The sequence below is a fragment of the Streptomyces sp. ATCC 21386 genome, from assembly GCF_018728545.1.
Taxonomy (GTDB): Bacteria; Actinomycetota; Actinomycetes; order Streptomycetales; family Streptomycetaceae; genus Streptomyces.
This window is the reverse complement of the sequence record NZ_JAAVVL010000001.1, coordinates 7,904,582-7,924,482: the sequence shown is the minus strand read 5'-3', so window position 1 is coordinate 7,924,482 and position 19,901 is coordinate 7,904,582. Positions and strand designations below refer to the sequence as shown.

Here is a 19,901-nt window from a genome sequence, read left to right as displayed (position 1 = left end):
TTTGATGTCCCTCCCCAAAGCTGAACTGCACCTGCACATCGAAGGCGCCCTGGAGCCGGAGCTGGCTTTCGCGCTGGCCGCCCGGAACGGGGTCGCGCTGCCGTACGCGGACACGGAAGCGCTCCGCAAGGCCTACGAGTTCGAGGACCTCCAGTCCTTCCTGAACCTGTACTACGAGCTGATGGCGGTCCTGCGCACCGAGCAGGACTTCGCCGACCTGGCCGACGCCTATCTCGCCCGCGCCGCCGCCCAGGGCGTACGCCACGCCGAGATCTTCTTCGACCCGCAGGCCCACATCGCGCGGGGCGTCGGGATGGGGACGGTCGTCGAGGGACTGTGGCGGGCGCTGGGCAGGAGCGAGGAGACGCACGGCGTCTCCACCCAGTTGATCATGTGCTTCCTGAGGGACGAGTCCGCCGAGTCCGCCCTCTCCACCCTGGAGGCCGCGCAGCCGTACCTCGACCGGATCGTCGGGATCGGGCTGGACTCCGCCGAGGTCGGGCACCCGCCGGTCAAGTTCCGTGAGGTGTACGAGGCGGCCGCCGCGCTCGGGCTGCGGCGCGTCGCGCACGCCGGCGAGGAGGGCCCGCCGGAGTACATCACCGAGGCCCTCGACGTCCTCGGGGTCGAGCGGGTCGACCACGGGCTGCGCTGCATGGAGGACCCGGCGCTCGTCGAACGGCTGGTGCGCGAGCGCATCCCGCTGACGCTCTGCCCGCTCTCCAACGTCCGGCTGCGCACCGTCGACACCCTCGCCGACCACCCCCTGCCCGCCATGCTCGACGCGGGGCTGCTCTGCACGGTCAACTCCGACGACCCGGCCTACTTCGGCGGGTACGCCGGCGACAACTTCGACGCCGTGCGTCGGACGTTCGGCCTGAGCGAGGACCGGCTGCGGGAGCTGGCCCGCAACTCCTTCACCGCGTCCTTCCTGGAGCACGACGAGGAGCGGCGGGCCCGGTATCTCGCCGAGGTGGAGGCGTACGACTTCGGGTGAGGCGGCTGTGCCTGGTGTGGGCGGGTGAGCGGGGTCAGGCCGCCGGGCGGTACTCCGGCTGCCCAGCGGTCGTCTGCTCCTGGTAGCGGGCGTGTTCCGTCGTGGGCGCGGTGGTGCGCAGGGCCACCCAGGTCATGGGGGCCGTGATCAGGAGCAGGCCGACGGCCAGGATCGCGCCCATCGCCGGGTAGCCGGCGTGGGCGGAGAGCAGGCTGCCGACGAGGGGACCGGCGGCCGTGCCGAGCGAGGACGCCGAGCCGATCAGGACCGCCCAGCGGCCACGCGGGTCGAGGGACGCGGCGAGGCCGATGAGGTACGACAGGACGACCGGGTAGAGCGCGTTCCAGGCGATCTCGCCCGTGGCGAAGGTCGGCAGGTCGGTCGCGGTGGCGCTGAGCGCGATACAGCCGGCGATGACCGCCGTGCCGGCGCCGATCGGGAGCGCGCGGCCGAAGCGCACGCCGAGCGCGCCCGCCCCGATGACCCCGAGCAGGCCCGCGCCGAGCGCCGTCGCGAAGACGGCGCCGACGGTGACCTCGGAGAGCCCGGCCTGCGTGGTGCCGATCCGGCCGCTGACGCCCCACAGGGAATTCTGCGCCAGGGACCACAGCAGGAGGGTGACGGCGAGGGTCAGACCGTGGCGCGGGTGGGGGAGCGGGCCCCGTTCCCGGGGGATCTGGGCGGTGGCCGCCGGGGTGGCGAGCCGGGTGGTGGCCGGGAGGGTGAGCAGGGCGGTGAGGGCGAGGGCGGCGAGCGGCAGGCCGTGGCCCGGCCCCAGGCGGGGGATCGTCAGATACAGCGCGCCGGCCAGCGCCGAGACGCTCAACAGGCCCGTCGTGGACACCCGGTGCGGGTCGCGCTGCGCGGCGATGCCGGTCGCGGCCACGGCGGTCGCCGTACCGGAACCGAAGCCGCCGAGGACCGCGCCCACGACCACGGCGGGGAGGGCGGTGGTCAGCGCGGCGGTGCCGTAGCCGGCGGCGGCCAGCAGCAGGCCCACGCGGGCGACGCGGCGGGGGCCGAGGCGTTCCACGTGGGCGGCGAGCGTGAAGCCGGCCGTGGCCGAGCCCAGCAGCAGCGCGCTGCCGACGGCGCCGGCCTCGGTGGTGGTGAGGGGGAGCGCGGCGTCCAGTCTGCCCACGGTGGTGGGCAGGAGGTACGCGGCGAGATACCCGGCCGTGAAAAGGGCGACGAGGGGCCAGGGCGGGGTGGTGGTGCGGGGGGACACGGGCGTTCCTGGACGTGCGAAGGTGCGGCTCGATGAGGGGATTGGGCGGCTGGCTGTCGACGGACAGGGACGCGCGGAGAATTTGTATCACGGCGCGTTTGGGGTGGGGATTAGTGGGTAACAGAGGAGGCTTTGGGGGTGCGGGTGCGTGGTCGGGTGCGTGGTCGGGTGCGTCGTCGGGTGCGGCTCCGGTGGGGCTTCTCGCGCAGTTCCCCGCGCCTCTGAAAGACCAGGCCCTGCCAATCTGAAGACCAGGCCCTGCCGGTCTGAAGATCACGGCCCTGCGGGCATGAAGACCACGGGCCTGCGGGTCTGGAAGGCGACGTGGTTGCGGCGGATGAAAAGCACGGGGCGCAGCCCGTGCTTTTCAGGGGCGCGGGGAACTGCGCGAGAAGCCCCACCGAGCCCGCGGTCGCCGAACTACCCGCACCCCCGAGTCATCAGGCGCCCGGCCTCACGCCGACCGGCGGAAGCCGATCGTCGGGACCGCCCGCCGCAGCGGCCACGGGCTGACGTGGTCCTTCGGCAGGAACTCCTCCAGGAACGCGTACCGCCGCAGCGCCGCAGGCTCCTGGCGGTCCACCGACTGCACCCGACGCCACCACGCCGCGATCTCCGACCACCCGGGCGCGGACAGCGACCCGCCGAACTCCTGCACCGACAGCGCCGCCGTCAGCCCCGCGAAGGCCAGCCGGTCCGCCAGCGGCCAGTCCGCCAGCGTGCCGGTGACGAACCCGGCGACGAACACGTCTCCCGCGCCCGTGGGGTCCAACGCCTCCACCGCGATGGCCGGTACCTCCGCCGTCTCACCGGTCCGCCCGTCCACGGCGTACGCGCCCTCCGCGCCCAGCGTCACCACGGCCACCGGGACATGCTCGGTGAGGGCGCGGGCGGCTGCCCGGGGGCACTCGGCGCCGGTGTACCGCATCGCCTCCGCCGCGTTGGGCAGGAACGCCTCGCAATGGGCGAGGTCGGCGAGCCCCGCCAGGTCCCACGAGCCGGTGTCGTCCCAGCCGACGTCCGCGAAGATCCGGGTGCCCTTGCTCGCGGCCTGCGCGATCCAGGGGGCGCGTACGCCGGGCGTGAGCGAGGCGACGGCGGCGCGCGCGTGGGGCGGGCACTCGGGCGCGGACTCCTCCGGGGGTGCCTCGTGGCCGTGGGAGACCATCGTGCGCTCGCCCTCGTACGCCATGGAGACCGTGACCGGGGAGTGCCAGCCGAGGACCGTGCGGGAGGAGGAGAGGTCGATGCCCTCGCCCTGCTCCAGGGCGTCCCAGCAGTACTCGCCGTAGTGGTCGTCGCCGAAGGCCGCCGCGAGGGAGGTCTTCAGGCCGAGCCGGGCCAGGGCCGTGGCCATGTTCGCCACGCCGCCGGGGCTGGACCCCATGCCGCGTGCCCAGGACTCCGTCCCGCGCACCGGGGCGGAGTCCAGGCCGGTGAAGATGATGTCGAGGAAGACGGTGCCGGTCAGATAGACGTCCCAGGGCGGGTCATCCGGTGCGCGCAGGGCCCTCAGCGGGTCTACCTGGGGCCGGTGCGGTCGCTCTCCCTTGAACGCGGTCACGATGTGCTCCCTGGCGTGGTGCGGATCCAGCCAGTTTGCACCACGCGCACCGCTTGGGGGTGCCGGTCACGTCGTTGTGGGGGCGTGAGGGTGCGTTGTCGGGTGCGGCCCGGTGGGGCTTCTCGCACAGTTCCCCGCGCCCCTGAAAAGCAGGGACTGCGCCCCCTGCTTTTCACCCCCCACCGCTACCAGCGAGGCACGACCGGTGTCACCCACCCCGGCTCCGCCACCCTCATCGCCGCCGCGTCGTCTCGGTCCCTCGAGGAGCCGTCGTCGTCCAGCCACCGGCGGTGCAGGAACTCCAGCCTGTCCCGGTCCAGTTCGACCCCGAGGCCCGGTGCGTCCGACACCCGTACCGCCCCGTTCTCGAAGGTGAGCCGCGAGGTGAGGACGTCCTCGGACTGCCAGGGGTAGTGGGAGTCGCAGGCGTGGTGGAGCCCGGGCACCGTGGCCGCCACCTGCGTCATCGCGGCGAGGCTGATCCCCAGGTGCGTGTTGGAGTGCATGGACACCCCGACCCCGAACGTCCGGCAGATCGCGGCCAGTTCACGCGTGGCGCGCAGCCCGCCCCAGTAGTGGTGGTCGGAGAGGACGACCTGCACGGCTCCCTTCGTGAACGCCTCCTCGATCTCCGCGAAGGTCGTCACACACATGTTGGTGGCCAGCGGTACGGACGTCCGCGACGCCACCTCGGCCATCGCGGGCGTCCCGAGCGCCGGGTCCTCCAGGTATTCGAGCACGTCCCCGAGCGCGTCCGCGACCTTCAGCGAGGTCTCCACGGACCAGGCCCCGTTCGGGTCCAGCCGCAGCGGATGCCCGGGGAACGCCTCGGCCAGCGCGCGGATCGCCGCGATCTCCTCGTCCGGCGGGAAGACGCCCCCCTTGAGCTTGAACGACGTGAACCCGTACCGCTCCTTGAAGCGCCTGGCCTGCGCCACGATCCCGGCCGGGTCCACGGCGGCCCCCCAGTCGTCCCGCTCGCCCACCACGCCCTCGGGGTGATCGGCCCACTTGTAGAAGAGGTACGCGCTGTACTCCACGGTGTCCCGCACCTTCCCGCCGAGCAACGCGTGCACGGGCAGCCCCAGCGCCTTGCCGAGCGCGTCGAGACAGGCGACCTCGAACCCCGACACGACCGACAGCCGCAGCTTGTCGGCCGTCTGGACACCGCGCAGCCCGCCCACGTCGACCTGCCCGGAGATCCGCGCCCCGTCGACGGCCACCTCGTCGGCGAGTACGGACAGCCCGTTCAGATCGCTGACCCGGCGGCCCACGAGCTTCGCTGCGAAAGGCCTCGCCAGTTCCAGGTACTTGGTGTCGCCGTACGTCTCGCCCGCCCCCGTGATCCCGTCGGCGGTCACCACCTCCACGATCAGCCGCGGTGTGTACGGCTGGTGCACCCCCTGCGTGTTCAGCAGCGGCGGGTCGGCGACCAGGATCGGTGTCAGCCGGACCTCGGCGATGGTCAGGTCACGGGTCGCGCTCACGGGGCGGCTCCTACGGTCGTCGACGCGAGGTCGTGTCCTATGTCATCCACGGATCAGGTCATCTACGTATAGAGATGGAGGTTAGATAGGCGAACAAGGCGGGTCAACGGCGCCGCGTCGTCTCCGGCGATCGGCGCATGTCGTAAACGCTGCCGGAAACGCGCACGGCGGAGACGGAGTGCGGCGTCCGTGAGGTGAGGTCGGCGGCGCGCACGGTCGACCTGCTGGAACTGCCGGCCGCGCGCGGCGACCGGCCCGCACGGCAGCCGCCCCCGCGCTCGCAGGCACCCCCCGAGCTCTCCCCGGGTAAAAGCCCTACGGCACTGTCACCGCCGCGTCGTACTCTGGAAAAGGGCGACACGAGCCCCACGGCCAAGAGGAGGAACCGCGGCCTACAGAGCCGGCCCATGACTCAGACACGCACAGCTCACACCCCCGCGCAGGGCAAGGCGAGAGCGCAGTTCACCGTCCCCGCGGCGCACCCCATGGTGACCGTGCTGGGTTCCGGCGACTCCCTCCTGCGCGTGATCGAGAAGGCCTTCCCGGCGGTCGACATCCATGTCCGGGGCAATGAGATCAGCGCGGTCGGCGACGCCCCCGAAGTCGCTCTCGTCCAGCGCCTGTTCGACGAGATGATGCTGGTGCTCCGCACCGGACAGCCGATGACGGAGGACGCGGTGGAACGCTCGATCGCCATGCTGAGGGCGAGCGAGAACGGGAAGAGCGAAGGCCAGGAGACCCCGGCCGAGGTGCTCACACAGAACATCCTGTCCTCGCGTGGCCGCACGATCCGCCCCAAGACGCTCAACCAGAAGCGGTACGTCGACGCCATCGACAAGCACACGATCGTCTTCGGCATCGGCCCGGCCGGCACCGGCAAGACCTATCTCGCCATGGCCAAGGCCGTCCAGGCCCTGCAGTCCAAGCAGGTCAACCGCATCATCCTGACCCGCCCGGCGGTCGAGGCCGGAGAGCGCCTGGGCTTCCTGCCCGGCACCCTCTACGAGAAGATCGACCCCTATCTGCGCCCGCTCTACGACGCGCTGCACGACATGCTCGACCCCGACTCGATCCCCCGGCTGATGGCCGCCGGGACCATCGAGGTCGCGCCCCTGGCGTACATGCGCGGGCGCACGCTCAACGACGCCTTCATCATCCTCGACGAGGCCCAGAACACCTCGCCCGAGCAGATGAAGATGTTCCTCACCCGCCTCGGCTTCGACTCGAAGATCGTGATCACGGGTGACGTGACGCAGGTCGACCTGCCGAACGGCACGAAGTCGGGTCTGCGCCAGGTGCAGGACATCCTGGAGGGCCTGGACGACGTGCACTTCTCCCGGCTGTCGTCCCAGGATGTCGTACGGCACAAGCTCGTCGGCCGTATCGTCGACGCGTACGAGAAGTACGACACCACGCACGGCACGGAGAACGGCACGCACAAGGGCGGCCGGGGCAAGGCCGGGCACAAGGGGAAGTAGACAAGCACAGCACCATGTCGATCGACGTCAACAACGAGTCCGGAACCGAGGTCGACGAGCAGGCGATCCTCGACATCGCCCGCTACGCGCTGACGCGGATGCGCATCCACCCCCTCTCCGAGCTCTCGGTGATCGTGGTGGACGCCGACGCCATGGAGCAGCTGCACATCCAGTGGATGGACCTCCCCGGTCCGACGGATGTCATGTCCTTCCCGATGGACGAGCTGCGTCCGCCGTCGAAGGACGACGACGAGCCGCCGCAGGGCCTGCTCGGCGACATCGTGCTGTGCCCCGAGGTCGCCGAGAAGCAGGGCAAGGAAGCCGACACGCAGCACTCCATGGACGAGGAGCTCCAGCTCCTCACCGTCCACGGGGTGCTGCACCTGCTGGGCTACGACCACGAGGAGCCGGACGAGAAGGCCGAGATGTTCGGCCTCCAGGCCGCCATCGTGGACGGCTGGCGCGCGGAGAAGGGCCTCACCGGCCCCTCGCCGGCGCCGACCGTGTCATGAGCGCGACTCTCATCGGCGGTGCCGTCGCCCTGGTCGTCGTCGCCTGGCTCGCCGCCTGCGCGGAGGCGGGCCTCGCGCGCGTCTCCAGCTTCCGCGCCGAGGAGGCCGTACGGGCCGGGCGGCGCGGCGGCGCGAAGCTCGCCCAGATCGCGGCCGATCCGACCCGGTACCTGAACGTCGCACTCCTGGTGCGTGTGGCCTGCGAGATGGCCGCTGCCACGCTCGTCACCTATGCCTGCCTGAAGGAGTTCGACGCGACCTGGGAGGCCCTGGTCGTCGCCATCGGCGTGATGGTCCTCGTGTCGTACGTGGCCGTCGGAGTCTCCCCGCGCACCATCGGCCGTCAGCACCCCCTGAACACGGCCACGGCGGCGGCGTACGTCCTGCTGCCGCTGGCCCGGATCATGGGCCCGATCCCGAACCTGCTGATCCTCATCGGCAACGCGCTGACCCCCGGCAAGGGCTTCCGGCGGGGCCCGTTCGCCTCCGAGGCCGAGCTGCGCGCGCTGGTCGACCTCGCGGAGAAGGAGTCCCTGATCGAGGCCGAGGAGCGCCGGATGGTGCACTCGGTCTTCGAGCTGGGCGACACCCTCGTCCGCGAGGTGATGGTCCCGCGCACCGACCTGGTCGCCATCGAGCGGTACAAGACCATCCGCCAGGCCCTCACCCTCGCCCTGCGCTCCGGTTTCTCTCGCATACCGGTCACGGGGGAGAACGAGGACGACATCGTCGGGATCGTGTACCTGAAGGACCTGGCCCGCAAGACGCACATCAACCGGGACGCCGAGAGCGAACTGGTGTCCACGGCCATGCGCCCGGCCGTCTTCGTCCCCGACACCAAGAACGCCGGTGACCTGCTGCGCGAGATGCAGCAGGAGCGCAACCACGTCGCCGTCGTCATCGACGAGTACGGCGGCACCGCGGGCATCGTCACCATCGAGGACATCCTGGAGGAGATCGTCGGCGAGATCACCGACGAGTACGACCGGGAGCTGCCGCCGGTGGAGGAGCTCGGCGACGACCGCTACCGCGTCACCGCCCGCCTCGACATCACCGACCTCGGCGAGCTGTACGGGCTCGACGCCTACGACGACGAGGACGTGGAGACCGTGGGCGGCCTCCTCGCCAAGGCGCTGGGGCGCGTCCCCATCGCCGGTGCCTCGTCGGTCGTCGCCCTCCCCGACGAGCGCGAACTGCGGCTCACGGCGGAGGCCGCCGCCGGCCGCCGGAACAAGATCGTCACGGTGCTGGTGGAGCCGATCGGCCCCGCCGAGGTGCCGGAGGAGGAGAAGAAGTCCGAGTGACGCCACAGGAGTTGCGTGCCTTCTGCCTCTCGTTCGACGAGGCCGTCGAGGACTTCCCCTTCAGTCCCGAGATCTCCGTCTACAAGGTCCTCGGCAAGATGTTCGCCCTGAGCTGGGCGGAGCGGCAGCCCCTGAAGGTCAACCTCAAGTGCGACCCCGAGGACGCGGTCCGGCTGCGCACCGAGCACCCCGGTCTCATCGCCCCCGGCTATCACATGAACAAGCGCCACTGGAACACGGTGACCCTCGACGCCGGCCTTCCGGACCGGCTGGTCGAGGAGCTGATCGAGGACTCGTACGACCTGGTGGTGGCCGGTCTGCCGCGCGGGGACCGGCTCCGGCTCGACCGGGCGTGAAACGTATGCTCGGCTCATGACCGACAGCAGCGCGCTCGACCTCGATCCCGAGGACCGGAAGATCGTCACCCTCGCCCGTTCCGCGCGGGCCCGCAACGGTGTGCCCGAGGGGGCGGCCGTACGTGACGAGACCGGCCGTACGTATGTCGCCGGGACCGTGGCCCTGGAATCCCTGCGGCTCAGCGCGCTGCGCACGGCCGTCGCCATGGCGGTGGCCTCCGGCGCGAAGTCCCTGGAGGCGGCGGCCGTGGTGACCGCCGCCGAGACCGTCTCCGACGAGGACCGGGCGGCCGTGCGGGACCTCGGCGGCCCGCAGACCCCGGTCCTGCTGGCGGGGCCGGACGGATCGGTGCGCACGACGGTGACGGCGGGCTGAGGGCACGGCGGTCCGTCCGGACCGAGACCGCGACGGACGCACGTCCGCCCGGCCGCAGTTGTCGAGCCCCTAGTTCTTCTGCAGAGTGCGGGTCACCCCCGCGATGACGGCCGTCGTGAGGATCCAGCCGACGGCGATCAGGGCGTAGGCCAGCCACTGGAGGATGTCGTTCGTCCAGTACCAGGCCGTTCGCTGGCCCAGACCGCCGATGGGGATCAGCAGGTCCAGGGTGTAGACGAGCGGTTGGAACGGTGCGCCCTCGCCGCGTTTCACCGGAGTGGGGGAGCCCGCGTCGAACGCCGTCGTCCCCAGCAGGACCAGGGCGAGGAGCCAGACGCCGGCCAGCCAGGGGCGGTAGCCGTAGCCGACCGTCGCGTCGAGGAGGTGGCCCCAGGCGCGGGCCGCCGGTGAGAGGGTGCGCCGCCGGTGGCGCTGCTTGGCCAGCAGCACCCGGCGGGCGTCGTCGTCGTGCCCCACCTTGCGGTACCAGGCCGCCAGTTGCTCGTACGGCTGCGGGCTGTAGCCCGGGCTGCGGCGTATCCACTCCACGCGGCGGGCCACGGCCGCCGGACCGCTCACCGCCTCCCGTCGCCCGCCGTCCGCTTCGGCGGACTTGATCGAGCCGTAGACGAAGCCGTCCAGTTCCACGATCTCCGGCCAGCTGTGCGCGCTCTCGTGGAGGTAGGACACCTGGGCGCCCCGCAGGTCCACCGCTCCCGCCGGTCTCCGGGCCAGGGCGAAGTCGAAGTCGGCGGCCTGCATGAGCATGGCCACCAGGGCCGGTCCGGTGCTCTCGCCGTCGGCGGGTGCTCCGTTCAGGACGGCGCCCTCGAAGGACAGGTTGTCCATGATCTGGGTACCCCGCATGCGGACGGTGCCGTGGGAGACGAACCCGTCGGAGCAGTCGACGATCTGGGCGACCGCGTTGTCCAGGGCGAGGGTCACCCCGTGCGGCCCGGGCCGCTCCAGGCGGGCCCCCTGGAGGAACAGGCCGCCGGGCAACTGGGCACCCAGCAGCCGGATCTCGCCCTCGGCGACGAAGCCGCGCCGGCAGAAGAGGCCACCTTCGGCCACCAGGCCACCGGCGGCCATCGCCCATCCGCCGGGGGCGATCAGCCGGGCCCTGTTCAGCATGATGCCGCCCGCCACATGGGCGTTGACGAGCGACAGGGCCGTGCTCCTGCGGTGGAAGGGCGAGGAGGGCGGCCCCGCCTCCACCTGGGTGCCGTGCAGGTCGAGGCGTCCGCCGATCCGGCTCGCCCCGGCCTCCAGGCGGGGCACCCGGCTGCCCATGATCGCGACGGTCCGGGTCTCCGCTCCGTACAGGTTCACCTCCTGCTCGAACCAGCACCCCTCCAGCCACAGGGGATGCTCGATCCGGGCGCCGGCCAGGTCGACATGGCCCGAGATCCGGGCCCCGGCGAGGGAGAGCGAGCCGACGGCGCCCGGCCGCTGGGCGGCGTTGGCGCCCAGCAACAGCGCCGCGATCACCGCCGCCCGCACCGTGCGCTCGGGCCCCCAGCCCGCGCCCTCGGTGACCAGGTCCTCCTCCGCCACCCCCGTCCGCAGATCGACCCGTCGCCCCTCCGGGAACGCGTCCCACAGCTCACGTTCCGGCCCCGTCAACTCCTCGTAGGTGAGCACCGGTACAGGGTAGTGATCTTCGGATTCCCGGGGGACCGGTGGGCGCTCACGGCGTAGTGTTACGGCCGGTAACAGTCCTCCGAGCTGCGTGAGAATCTTGCGTCGGCGAGTGGACACCCGGGCCGTGCCACCGGCGAAACCGTGCGGCGCGGGACAGATCGGCTCACCGCCCCGGCCGTGCCGGGGAGTTCGCCGGGGGGTCGGCGAACGGCTTCGGCCACTTTCGCCGACCCTTGGCGCAGCCGCCGGAGCATCTCTTGCAATCTCGGCCCGCGCACGTCTCAATGGAGCCGTTCTCTTGGCGGACCGTCACATTCCGCCGCGCGGCCGCGCATTGCACCGCCCCCACATGGCAACGCCCGTACCGGGACGCACAGGGCTCCCCCAGGCCCCGTGCGCCTCCCGTACCAGGGAAGGGAATTCGCACGATGAGACGCATACGACTCGGAGTCGGCTCGGCGCTCGCGGCAGGGACGCTGGCCGTCACCGGACTCGCGTTCGCGCCGACCGCCCTCGCGGTCACCCCGCAGACCGCGACCATCAACGCCAGTTGCACGATCGGCGGCTCCGGCGAGGCCACGCTCACGGCCACCCAGAGCGGTACGTCCGCCACGGTCACCCTCTCCTCCGAGGGGATCACCGCACCGATCGCCCTCGCCGAGGACTCCATCCAGTCCACGCTCACCTTCGTCAAGGCGGGCGGCGGCACGACGGCCTTCACCGGCACCGAGAACCCGGCCCTGGCCGCCGGCGACGGCATGGTGGTGGGCCCGCTCACCGGCACCGTCGCCCCCGGCGACAGCCTGGAGGCGTTCGGCGGCTCCCTGCAGATGGTGGTCTTCGGCTTCCCCGTGACCTGCACGGCGAGCGGACCGCAGTCGCCGGGCCCGTTCGTCTTCGAGTGACCCCTCGCCGCGCCTGAGTGAACGGGGGAGGGGTGGTACCGCACCCGGCGGTACCACCCCTCCCCCCGCTCCCGTCTACAGCGCGTCGGGACCCCGCTCGCCCGTCCGCACCCGTACGACCGTCTCGACCGGCAGCGCCCACACCTTGCCGTCGCCGATCTTCCCGGTCTGGGCCGCCTTCACGATCGCGTCGATGACGTCGTCGGACACGGCGTCCTCGACGACGATCTCGATCCGGACCTTGCGGACGAGGTCCACCTGGTACTCGGCGCCCCGGTACACCTCGGTGTGGCCGCGCTGCCGACCGTAACCGCTGGCCTCGCTGACGGTCAGACCGTGCACACCCATCTCCTGGAGTGCGGTCTTGACCGCGTCGAGGCGGTACGGCTTGACGATCGCGGTGATGAGTCTCATGCCTTGGCCTTCTGGGGGGAGGGAGCGGACGAGGTGACCGGGGCGCCGTGGCCCAGGACGCCGTGATCGTATGCCGTCTCGGCGTGCACCGTAAGGTCGAGACCGGTGTGCTCGTGCTCCTCCTCCGCGCGGAAGCCCAGCACCTTGTCGATCAGCTTGCCGATGCCGTACGTCACCAGGAACGCGTACGCCCCGACGGCGACCACGGCCACCACCTGCTTGCCGAGCTGCGCGAGCCCGCCGCCGTACAGCAGCCCCTCGGCCCCGCCGGTCATCGACCGGGCGGCGAAGACGCCGATCAGGACCGTGCCGATGATCCCGCCGACCAGGTGGACACCGACGACGTCGAGCGAGTCGTCGTAGTTCAGCCTGAACTTCCAGCCCACCGCGTAGGAGCAGACGACACCCGCGGCGAGGCCGATGACCAGCGCGCCCAGCAGTGAGACCGAGCCGCAGGACGGGGTGATGGCCACCAGGCCGGCGACCGCGCCGGAGGCCGCGCCCAGCGTCGTGGGGTGGCCGTCGCGCTTCTGCTCGACGAAGAGCCAGCCGAGCAGCCCGGTGCAGCCGGCGGCCAGGGTGTTGAGGAACGCGGCGGCGGCCAGACCGTTGGCGCCGAGCGCGGAGCCGGCGTTGAAGCCGAACCAGCCGAACCAGAGCAGACCCGCGCCCAGCATGACCATGGGGAGGTTGTGCGGGCGCATGGCCTCCTTCTTGAAGCCCAGCCGGGGTCCGAGGACCAGGCAGAGGGCCAGTCCGGAGGCGCCCGAGGTCACCTCGACCGGCAGGCCGCCCGCGAAGTCCAGGGCGCCGAGGTCGTCGAGGATCCAGCCGCCCGGACCCCACACCCAGTGGGCGACCGGAACGTATACGAGCAGCGCCCACACCGGCACGAAGACCAGCCATGCCCCGAACTTCGCCCGGTCGGCGATGGCGCCGCTGATCAGCGCGGCCGTGATGATCGCGAAGGTCAGCTGGAAGGTGGCGAAGAGGACGGTGGGCACGGTGCCGTGGACGCTCGCGGGACCGACACCGCTCATGGCGAGGTGCTCCAGGCCGCCGATCAGCCCGCCGAAGGCGTCGTCGCCGAAGGCGAGCGAGTATCCGGCGGTCAGCCACACCACGGTGACCAGCGCGATCGAGACGAAGCTCATCATCAGCATGTTGAGGACGCTCTTGGTCCTGACCATGCCGCCGTAGAAGAGCGCGAGGCCCGGGGTCATCAGCAGGACCAGGGCGGTGGCGGCGAGCAGCCAGGCGGTGTCGCCGGTGTCGATGGCCTGGGAGGCGAGGGGCACGGTGGTCTCCAACGGGTACGGGGGCTCGTCAGAGGGTGATCGGCGTGGGTTTCCGGACGCGTACGGGTGTGTTTCCGTGACGTTTCGTTGCGTGGGGGTTTCGGAAAGCTCACGGTCCGTGGTGGGTGCGGCGGGGCTCCGGGGATCAGGGAGAATGGGCGCCATGAGCGTCCGTACCCAGTCATCCGAGCAGCCGGCCGAGGCCGCCCACCGCGCCGGCTTCGCCTGCTTCGTGGGCCGCCCCAACGCGGGCAAGTCCACTCTCACGAACGCTCTGGTCGGCCAGAAGGTGGCGATCACGGCGAACCAGCCCCAGACCACGCGGCACACGGTCCGGGGCATCGTGCACCGGCCTGACGCGCAGCTGATCCTGGTCGACACCCCGGGGCTGCACAAGCCGCGCACCCTGCTCGGGGAGCGCCTCAACGACGTGGTCCGCACGACCTGGGCCGAGGTCGACGTGATCGGCTTCTGTCTGCCCGCGAACGAGAAGCTCGGTCCGGGTGACCGGTTCATCGCGAAGGAACTGGCGTCCATCAAGAAGACGCCGAAGATCGCGATCGTCACCAAGACCGACCTGGTGGACAGCAAGGCGCTCGCCGAGCAGCTCATCGCCATCGACCAGCTCGGCAAGGAGCTGGGCTTCGAGTGGGCCGAGATCGTGCCCGTCTCGGCGGTCGCCGACAAGCAGGTGGACCTGCTCGCCGACCTGCTCGTCCCCCTCCTCCCGGAGGGCCCCGCCCTCTACCCCGAGGGCGACCTCACCGACGAGCCCGAGCAGGTCATGATCGCCGAGCTGATCCGTGAGGCGGCCCTGGAGGGCGTCCGGGACGAGCTCCCGCACTCCATCGCCGTCGTCGTGGAGGAGATGCTCCCCCGCGAGGACCGCCCCGCCGACAAGCCCCTCCTCGACATCCACGCCTTCGTCTACATCGAGCGCCCCAGCCAGAAGGGCATCATCATCGGCCCCAAGGGCAAGCGCCTGAAGGAGGTCGGCATCAAGTCGAGGAAGCAGATCGAGGCCCTGCTGGGCACGCCGGTCTTCCTCGACCTCCATGTGAAGGTGGCCAAGGACTGGCAGCGCGACCCCCGACAGCTGCGGAAGCTGGGGTTCTGAGGGGCGGCGTGACTCGCTGAGGGCGGTGTCTGTTCCGTCGCGCTCTCTGGTCAAGTTTGACTTGGGTGAGGAGCCCGTCGACCGGGCGCTGCGGGAGGGCGCCGTGCGGCCGTCCGGGGCGGAGCTGCTGCACCTCCTCGTGCTGCGTGCGGACGTGGCCCTCCGGCTCGGCGACGAGGAGACGGCGACGGGCGCGCCGGCGCGGGCGGCGGACGTCGAACTCACCGACGAGGAACGGCACACGGCGCACGACGCCCTGGTGCGGCTGGAGGACCTGCGGGAGCGGGAGCAGACGTGAAAAGAGCCGCCGCCCCGGTTCTCCGGGGCGGCGGCCGTCAGGTCGTGCGAGGTCCGGCGGTGGCCGGTGTCAGCGCGTCCACCAGGCGGCGGAGGTGCTCCGCAGGGTGTTCGTGCCGCAGTGGATCTCGCCCATGCCGAGGTGGTACGTCTCCCAGTCGTCCAGGTACGACACCTTCATGCCGGCGCTCGTGTACGCGGCCGTCACCGCCTCGGTGAAGATGTCCTTGCCGCCGATGACCGGGCCCCACTGGCGCGGCGCCAGGTAGTTCGTGCGGCTGAGGACGATGCCGTTGACCGCGCCGGGAACATACGCGCTGGTCATCACCGACGGCGCGGGCGCCGCGGGGGAGGCGGCACCGAAGCCTTCCCGGCCCTTCGCGCCCTGGTCCGCCGTCGTCTCGTCGAGACGGCGCTGCTGGCCGTAGTCCCGTGCCACGTCCGGGAGTTCGGCGCCGGCGCCGAGGCGGGTCAGCCGGGGCAGACGGGTCTTGGCGTCGCCCGACTGCGTCTCGCCCACCATCTCCGTGCCCTGGGTGTAGAGGGCCGGGACACGGACGACCTCGGCGTCCGTGACGCCCGTCTCGCGCTTGAGCACCGCGAGGTTGGCCTCGATCTTGCGGGTGGCGAGGTTGTTGTCGGAGACCAGGTGCTTCGAGGCGAGGGCCTTGTCGATGGTCTCCGTGGGGCCGAGCTTCAGGGAGAACATCTTCGTCGAGCCGTGACCGGCGGCCTTCGCGTCGCGCAGCAGCTTGAGCCCCGCCTCGGGGTCGGCGACCGCGATCTTCCAGCCGCGCGGGGTGTCGGCGGGCAGGAACTGCACGAACTCGTCGACATGGCCCACGTGCAGCCATGACGTGTCGAGGAACAGCGGGTCCTGCATGCCCTGGGACTTCAGGAAGGTCCGCATCACCTTCGCCGGCTTGGAGCCGACGTCCGGGCGCTGGCCCATGATGATCCGGCCGGCCGGGAAGGAACGGTCGCCGTGGGCGTACGGCGGAATGGTCTCCAGGTTGCCCATGGAGTTGAGCGTCCACTCCTCCGAGTCCTTGGCGCCCGTCACCTGTACGGCACCGATGTTCGGGCCGCGCATCTTCTCGAACAGCTCCCGGCCGGACTCGCGGTCCAACTGGGCGGAGCGCAGCATCACGCGCATCGACTGCCGCTTGCCGTCCGGGCCGGTCATGCTGACGTACGCGGGCTCGACGAAGTCCTGCGCCCAGATGTCCCCGTACTCGGTGAAGTTCACCGTCGGCTGGGTGATGCCGGCGTCCTTGGCCGCCTTGTCCAGGCCCTTGCGGAAGGCGGCGTTGAGCTTGCCGTAGTTGCCGCCGGAGATCTTGGTGACCAGCAACCGCTGGGCGTTCTGCAGGTGGTGGTGGGTGAGGAGCGGGGCCACACGCAGGGTGACCGAGTCGGCGGAGGTGCCGGCCGAGGACTTCACCGTCAGCCGGATCCGGGCGAGGCCGTCCCACTTGGCGGTGTCCCGGATGACGTCCCTGGCCTCGACGCCGAACTCCACGCCGGCCTTCAACTCGGCCCGCGAAAGGCGGGTCTTGGCCGTGACCGGCTCCCACTTCTTGCCCCGCTTGACGAACACCCGGGTCTGCGTGGCGCCCGCCGTCACCTTCACGGTGCCCTGTGCCCCGGCCGGCACGCCGCGCATCGGCACGGACCGGACGCGGGCCAGGTCGGCGGTGTCGGCGGTGCCGTTCACCTTGGTGTCGGAGGCGTCGTTGCAGGCGGCCAGTTTGGCGTCCGAGAGGGGCTTGCCCTTCGGGCCGGTCGCCGGGCAGCGGCGGGTGTCGTCGTCGATGTTGGGCAGCATCAGGGCGCCGCGGGCGACGGTCCAGCCGTTCTCGCCGGAGGTGTCGGTGGTGCCGGTGACGTCGACCGTGCCGTCGCGGTTGGTGTCCACGCGCAGATCGGTCGGGGGCGCCCCGGCGGCGAACGCCGAGGGCACCGCCAGCGAGGGCGTCGCGAGGAGCGTCCCGGACACCGCCAGCACGGCTATCGCCTGCCGTGCGGGGCGGGTTCGGGTGGGTCTGGTTGAACGCGTAGGCACAGAGCGTCCCTTCGGCGGCGAGCGTGGTCAGCAGTGAAGACGGACGAGAGCGCGATTCCGTTGTCTGTGCGGCGCCTGTGAAACAGTGATCTGCCGCACTCCGGCTGTGAACGGCGACGGCCGGGCGCGATCTGTACGCCACGCTCGGGCGCGTCCCGTGCGTCAGAGGCGGGCCCGACCGCACGTCACGGTAGGGCGCGCTCCACCCCCACCTACTCCACGCCGCGAATCCGTCCCACGAGCACCGCCCCCGCCAGTCCGATCACCGCCGCCACCAGGTACAGCGTCCGGTAGCCGCCGAGATGCGACACGATCGGCGCCGCCAGCACCGGAGCGGCCACCTGGGGCAGGGAGTTGGCCACGTTGATGACGCCCAGGTCCTTGCCCCGGTCGAGGGCCTTCGGCAGGACGTCGGTCATGAGGGCGAAGTCGACCGAGGTGAACACACCGAAGCCGAGGCCCAGCAGGGCCGAGGCGACGAGCGCGCCGGTCCAGGTCGGCCAGAGGGCGATGAGTCCGGTTGCAGCCGCCATCAGCAGCCCCGACCAGTACACGAACGGCTTGCGCCGCCCCACCCGGTCCGACCACACCCCGGACACCACCACGGTCGCCAGCAGCGTCGCGGCGTTCACCACCGTGAGGATCAGCACGCCCTCCTCGGGATCCGGGTACCCGACCCGGTCCCGCAGGTAGAACAGCAGGTAGAGCAGGCCGACCGCGTTGCTCAGATTGATGAGGAAGCGCGTCAGCCAGGCCCACGCGAAGTCCGGGTGGCGCCGCGGGCTCAGCCAGAAGCCCGCCAGGAACCCCCGCCACGACCACTCCGGGCGGGCCACCGCCGGCAACGGGGCATCCCGGTGTGCCAGCACGTACGGCAACACGCCCACCAGCGTGAACACCGCACACGCCGCATAGCCCGCGCCCACGCCGCCGCCCAGTGTCGCCAGCCCGGTGCCGCCGACCACGCCCAGGATCTGTGCCGCCCCCAACCAGCCTCCCACGGAGCCCCGTTGGAGCCGCGGTACCTGATCCGGGACCGCCGCGGTGACCGCCGCCCAGGACGCGTTCAGCGTGAGCTGCACCAGACACCAGCCGGCCACCATGGTCCACAGCCCGCCCGCGCCCGCGAGCAGCAGCAGCGCGACCGCCCCGCCCGCCGAACCCGCCACGATCCACGGCGTACGGCGGCCCCGGCGGGACGTCGTACGGTCCGACAGCGCCCCGAACAGCGGCGTGGCCAGCAGCGAGACGACCGCCCCGGCCCCGGTGACCCACGCCAGCACCGACTCCTTCGACATGCTCGCGCCGGGGGCGAAGTCCTCCGCCTGGGAGGCCAGCAGGATCTGCAGCGGGCCGTACCAGCCCACCCAGATCGCCGCGTTGGCCAGCGCCAGGGCCGAGGTCCAGCCCCCGCCGACCCGCTCGACGGGCTCGGCGAGGGCCTCCGTCGGCCGTGTGGTCGTCATGCTCTGCTCTGGGCCCGCAGCAGGTCCCGGTACCAGGCGTACGACGCCTTCGGGGTCCGCTCCTGCGTGTCGAAGTCCACGTGGACCAGGCCGAACCGCCGCGCGTACCCCTCGGCCCACTCGAAGTTGTCGAGTAGGGACCACACGAAGTAGCCGCGGAGGTCGACGCCCGCCTCGGACGCCGCGTGCAGCGCGCGCACATGGCCGTCCAGGTAAGCGATGCGCTCCTGGTCGTCGACGCCCTCGTAGGAGCAGCCGTTCTCGGTGATGACGACGGGCGGCAGCCGGTCGCCGTAGCGGTCGCGGAAGCCGGTGAGGAGCTCGGTGAGGCCCTCGGGGACGACCGGCCAGCCGAAGTCGGTGGTGGGGACGTTATCGATCTGCTTGACGGTGAAGGGCAGCTCGGCCGGGATGGAGATGCCGCCGAACTCGATGTCCTCACCCTCGGGGGCGCCGACACGGGTCGGGGCGTAGTAGTTGACGCCGTACCAGTCGATCGGCTCGGAGATGGTCTTCAGGTCGGAGTCGATGTCCGTGCCCGGCATCAACTCACCGATCCCCTCCGGGTATTCGCCCAGCAGGACCGGCTCCGCGAACAGGCGGTTGAGAAGCAGGTCGTAGAAGCCGGCGGCCTCGACGTCCGCCTGCTCCTGCGACGCGGGCCAGGTCGGTCCGTGCGAGTTGGCGATGCCGATGTCCGTGGCACCGGCCGCGCGCAGCGCCCGTACGGCCAGACCGTGGCCCAGCAGCTGGTGGTGGGCGGCCGGGAGCGCGTCGAACATCAGCTGCTTGCCGGGCGCGTGGGTGCCGAGGGCGTGGCCCAGCAGCGTGTGCTCGGCGGGCTCGTTGAGAGTGATCCACTTGCCGACGCGGTCGCCGAGCCGGGCGGCCACGACGGCGACGTACTCGGCGAACCGCTCGGCCGTGTCCCGGTTCAGCCAGCCGCCGGTCTCCGCCAGCGACGACGGCAGGTCCCAGTGGAAGAGGGTCGGCACGGGGCGTACGCCGGCGCCCACCAGCTCGTCCACCAGCCGGTCGTAGAAGTCCAGGCCCTTCGGGGTGTTCACCCGGGGCCAGGAGACGGAGAAGCGGTACGCGCCGACGCCCAGGTCGCGCAGGAGGGCCACGTCCTCCGGGTAGCGGTGGAAGTGGTCGCAGGCCACCGCCGCCGTCGAGCCGTCCTTGATCCGGCCCGGCTCGGCCGAGAAGGTGTCCCACACGGATGGCTCGCGCTCGCCCGCGGCCCCCTCGATCTGATGCGCGGAGGTCGAGACGCCCCACAGGAAGCCTGCCGGGAACTGGGGTATCGGGTTGGTCGCGTTCGTCGCCATGGGCGGATCATCCGTACCACGGGTAACGGAAGTCAACGCCCGCGGGTGAAGTGCCCGTTACG

18 protein-coding genes are annotated in these 19,901 nt (G+C 71.5%); 9 read left to right on the top strand and 9 right to left on the bottom strand.

Going from position 1 to position 19,901, the window contains the following annotated elements:
• Window positions 1-4: 4 nt before the first annotated feature.
• Entirely contained in the window at window positions 5-997 is a 993-nt protein-coding gene (locus tag GWK25_RS33990; protein ID WP_215455379.1) for an adenosine deaminase, read from the top strand.
• Window positions 998-1,031: 34 nt separating this feature from the next.
• Here GWK25_RS33990 and GWK25_RS33985 read toward each other — a convergent pair whose 3' ends face one another.
• From GWK25_RS33985 to GWK25_RS33975, 3 genes are all read right to left on the bottom strand, one after another.
• Window positions 1,032-2,225: an MFS transporter gene (locus GWK25_RS33985; RefSeq protein WP_215455378.1), complete on the bottom strand. Its 1,194-nt coding sequence runs from the start codon at window positions 2,223-2,225 to the stop codon at window positions 1,032-1,034.
• Between the two features lie 454 nt (window positions 2,226-2,679).
• The gene (locus GWK25_RS33980; protein WP_215455377.1) at window positions 2,680-3,789 is read right to left on the bottom strand and encodes a PfkB family carbohydrate kinase; all 1,110 of its coding nucleotides are present in this window, start codon (window positions 3,787-3,789) and stop codon (window positions 2,680-2,682) included.
• Window positions 3,790-3,974: 185 nt separating this feature from the next.
• Window positions 3,975-5,276, bottom strand: a complete 1,302-nt coding sequence (locus tag GWK25_RS33975) for a glucarate dehydratase family protein (RefSeq protein ID WP_215455376.1) — start codon at window positions 5,274-5,276, stop codon at window positions 3,975-3,977.
• A 407-nt stretch (window positions 5,277-5,683) separates the two neighbouring features.
• Between GWK25_RS33975 and GWK25_RS33970 the strand changes: the two genes are divergently transcribed.
• From GWK25_RS33970 to GWK25_RS33950, 5 genes are read left to right on the top strand one after another with little or no spacing between them, the layout of a single operon-like run.
• A complete protein-coding gene (locus GWK25_RS33970) occupies window positions 5,684-6,754 on the top strand; it encodes a PhoH family protein (protein WP_215455375.1) in 1,071 nt (356 codons plus the stop codon).
• A 14-nt stretch (window positions 6,755-6,768) separates the two neighbouring features.
• The gene (gene ybeY, locus GWK25_RS33965; protein WP_184894224.1) at window positions 6,769-7,266 is read left to right on the top strand and encodes an rRNA maturation RNase YbeY; all 498 of its coding nucleotides are present in this window, start codon (window positions 6,769-6,771) and stop codon (window positions 7,264-7,266) included.
• Window positions 7,263-8,570, top strand: coding sequence for a hemolysin family protein (locus GWK25_RS33960; protein ID WP_215455374.1), 1,308 nt, complete (start codon window positions 7,263-7,265; stop codon window positions 8,568-8,570). The genes ybeY and GWK25_RS33960 overlap by 4 nt, the downstream gene beginning before the upstream one ends.
• Window positions 8,567-8,926 (top strand): MmcQ/YjbR family DNA-binding protein, encoded by a 360-nt coding sequence (locus GWK25_RS33955; RefSeq protein ID WP_215455373.1) that lies wholly within the window; start codon window positions 8,567-8,569, stop codon window positions 8,924-8,926. Before GWK25_RS33960 ends, GWK25_RS33955 begins: the two co-directional genes overlap by 4 nt.
• Before the next feature lie 16 nt (window positions 8,927-8,942).
• Window positions 8,943-9,302 carry a cytidine deaminase gene (locus GWK25_RS33950; protein ID WP_215455372.1) on the top strand — a complete coding sequence of 120 codons (360 nt, stop codon included), beginning with the start codon at window positions 8,943-8,945 and terminating at the stop codon, window positions 9,300-9,302.
• A gap of 69 nt (window positions 9,303-9,371) precedes the next feature.
• Here the strand turns inward: GWK25_RS33950 and GWK25_RS33945 are convergent, their stop codons facing one another.
• Window positions 9,372-10,946, bottom strand: coding sequence for an oxidoreductase (locus tag GWK25_RS33945; RefSeq protein ID WP_215455371.1), 1,575 nt, complete (start codon window positions 10,944-10,946; stop codon window positions 9,372-9,374).
• A gap of 428 nt (window positions 10,947-11,374) precedes the next feature.
• On the opposite strand from GWK25_RS33945, the gene GWK25_RS33940 reads away from it, so the two are divergent.
• Window positions 11,375-11,851, top strand: a complete 477-nt coding sequence (locus tag GWK25_RS33940) for a hypothetical protein (protein WP_215455370.1) — start codon at window positions 11,375-11,377, stop codon at window positions 11,849-11,851.
• 75 nt (window positions 11,852-11,926) lie between these two features.
• On the opposite strand, the gene GWK25_RS33935 is transcribed toward GWK25_RS33940, so the two are convergent.
• Window positions 11,927-12,265, bottom strand: coding sequence for a P-II family nitrogen regulator (locus GWK25_RS33935; RefSeq protein ID WP_215455369.1), 339 nt, complete (start codon window positions 12,263-12,265; stop codon window positions 11,927-11,929).
• On the bottom strand, window positions 12,262-13,575 hold the full coding sequence (locus GWK25_RS33930; RefSeq protein WP_215455368.1) for an ammonium transporter: 1,314 nt from the start codon (window positions 13,573-13,575) through the stop codon (window positions 12,262-12,264). The genes GWK25_RS33935 and GWK25_RS33930 overlap by 4 nt, the downstream gene beginning before the upstream one ends.
• A gap of 142 nt (window positions 13,576-13,717) precedes the next feature.
• Between GWK25_RS33930 and era the strand changes: the two genes are divergently transcribed.
• Entirely contained in the window at window positions 13,718-14,680 is a 963-nt protein-coding gene (gene era / locus GWK25_RS33925; RefSeq protein ID WP_177261760.1) for a GTPase Era, read from the top strand.
• Window positions 14,681-14,741: 61 nt separating this feature from the next.
• Window positions 14,742-14,978, top strand: coding sequence for a hypothetical protein (locus tag GWK25_RS33920; protein WP_215455367.1), 237 nt, complete (start codon window positions 14,742-14,744; stop codon window positions 14,976-14,978).
• Window positions 14,979-15,047: 69 nt separating this feature from the next.
• Here GWK25_RS33920 and GWK25_RS33915 read toward each other — a convergent pair whose 3' ends face one another.
• The 3 genes from GWK25_RS33915 to GWK25_RS33905 form a co-directional block, all read right to left on the bottom strand.
• Window positions 15,048-16,985, bottom strand: a complete 1,938-nt coding sequence (locus GWK25_RS33915; protein WP_215457795.1) for a protein-arginine deiminase domain-containing protein — start codon at window positions 16,983-16,985, stop codon at window positions 15,048-15,050.
• 269 nt (window positions 16,986-17,254) lie between these two features.
• Window positions 17,255-18,508: an MFS transporter gene (locus tag GWK25_RS33910; RefSeq protein ID WP_215455366.1), complete on the bottom strand. Its 1,254-nt coding sequence runs from the start codon at window positions 18,506-18,508 to the stop codon at window positions 17,255-17,257.
• Entirely contained in the window at window positions 18,505-19,839 is a 1,335-nt protein-coding gene (locus tag GWK25_RS33905; protein ID WP_215455365.1) for a GH1 family beta-glucosidase, read from the bottom strand. The genes GWK25_RS33910 and GWK25_RS33905 overlap by 4 nt, the downstream gene beginning before the upstream one ends.
• Window positions 19,840-19,901 lie beyond the last annotated feature (62 nt).

Bases quoted from the DNA above. Each gene is read 5' to 3' on its own strand.
- GWK25_RS33990 (WP_215455379.1), top strand. From the start codon at position 5: ATGTCCCTCCCCAAAGCTGAACTGCACCTGCACATCGAAGGCGCCCTG.
- GWK25_RS33970 (WP_215455375.1), top strand. From the start codon at position 5,684: ATGACTCAGACACGCACAGCTCACACCCCCGCGCAGGGCAAGGCGAGA.
- ybeY (WP_184894224.1), top strand. From the start codon at position 6,769: ATGTCGATCGACGTCAACAACGAGTCCGGAACCGAGGTCGACGAGCAG.
- GWK25_RS33960 (WP_215455374.1), top strand. From the start codon at position 7,263: ATGAGCGCGACTCTCATCGGCGGTGCCGTCGCCCTGGTCGTCGTCGCC.
- GWK25_RS33950 (WP_215455372.1), top strand. From the start codon at position 8,943: ATGACCGACAGCAGCGCGCTCGACCTCGATCCCGAGGACCGGAAGATC.
- GWK25_RS33940 (WP_215455370.1), top strand. From the start codon at position 11,375: ATGAGACGCATACGACTCGGAGTCGGCTCGGCGCTCGCGGCAGGGACG.
- GWK25_RS33935 (WP_215455369.1), bottom strand. From the start codon at position 12,265: ATGAGACTCATCACCGCGATCGTCAAGCCGTACCGCCTCGACGCGGTC.
- era (WP_177261760.1), top strand. From the start codon at position 13,718: ATGGGCGCCATGAGCGTCCGTACCCAGTCATCCGAGCAGCCGGCCGAG.
- GWK25_RS33910 (WP_215455366.1), bottom strand. From the start codon at position 18,508: ATGACGACCACACGGCCGACGGAGGCCCTCGCCGAGCCCGTCGAGCGG.
- GWK25_RS33905 (WP_215455365.1), bottom strand. From the start codon at position 19,839: ATGGCGACGAACGCGACCAACCCGATACCCCAGTTCCCGGCAGGCTTC.